This is a genomic window from Actinomadura roseirufa (genome assembly GCF_900659635.1).
In the GTDB taxonomy this organism is placed as follows: domain Bacteria; phylum Actinomycetota; class Actinomycetes; order Streptosporangiales; family Streptosporangiaceae; genus Spirillospora; species Spirillospora roseirufa.
This window is the reverse complement of the sequence record NZ_CAACVB010000571.1, coordinates 1-1,071: the sequence shown is the minus strand read 5'-3', so window position 1 is coordinate 1,071 and position 1,071 is coordinate 1. Positions and strand designations below refer to the sequence as shown.

The following is a 1,071-nucleotide window of genomic DNA, read 5'->3' as shown; positions in this document are numbered from 1 at the left end:
CGCCGAGCGCCGCCGGTCCCGTCAGATCATGGTCGGTGCGGTGCCGGTGGGCGGGGACGCCCCGGTCTCGGTGCAGTCGATGACCACCACGCTGACCGCCGATGTGAACGCCACGCTCCAGCAGATCGCGGAGCTGACCGCGTCGGGGTGTCAGATCGTGCGGGTGGCGGTGCCCTCGCAGGACGACGCGGACGCGCTGCCGGCGATCGCGCGCAAGTCGCCGATCCCGGTGATCGCCGACATCCACTTCCAGCCCAAGTACGTGTTCGCGGCGATCGACGCGGGCTGCGCGGCGGTGCGGGTGAACCCGGGCAACATCAAGAAGTTCGACGACAAGGTCGGCGAGATCGCCCGGGCGGCGGCCGACGCCGGCGTGCCGATCCGGATCGGGGTGAACGCAGGGTCGCTGGACAAGCGGCTCCTGGAGAAGCACGGCAAGGCGACGCCGCAGGCGCTGGTGGAGTCGGCGCTGTGGGAGTGCTCGCTGTTCGAGGAGCACGGTTTTCGCGACATCAAGATCTCGGTCAAGCACAACGACCCGGTGGTGATGATCGAGGCGTACCGGCGGCTGGCGGCGGCGTGCGACTATCCGCTGCACCTGGGCGTGACCGAGGCGGGTCCGGCCTTCCAGGGGACGATCAAGTCGGCGGTGGCGTTCGGGGCGCTGCTGGCCGAGGGCATCGGCGACACGATCCGGGTGTCGCTGTCGGCGCCTCCGGTGGAGGAGGTCAAGGTCGGCGCGGCGATCCTGGAGTCGCTGGGGCTGCGCAAGCGGGGGCTGGAGATCGTGTCGTGCCCGTCGTGCGGGCGCGCGCAGGTGGACGTGTACACGCTGGCCGAGGAGGTCACCGCGGGGCTGAAGGACTTCCCGGTGCCGCTGCGCGTCGCGGTCATGGGGTGCGTGGTGAACGGGCCGGGTGAGGCCCGTGAGGCCGATCTGGGCGTCGCCTCCGGCAATGGCAAGGGCCAGATCTTCGTCAAGGGCGAGGTCGTCAAGACCGTCCCGGAGGCGCAGATCGTGGAGACCCTCATCGAGGAGGCCATGCGCATCGCCGAGGAGATGGGCATCGA

Annotated in this window: 1 protein-coding gene; it reads left to right on the top strand. The window is 70.4% G+C overall.

Annotated features, from left to right (window positions below):
• Positions 1-1,071 (top strand): flavodoxin-dependent (E)-4-hydroxy-3-methylbut-2-enyl-diphosphate synthase (gene ispG, locus E1291_RS41470; RefSeq protein WP_131743482.1); only part of this gene is annotated, 1,071 nt, incomplete at both ends.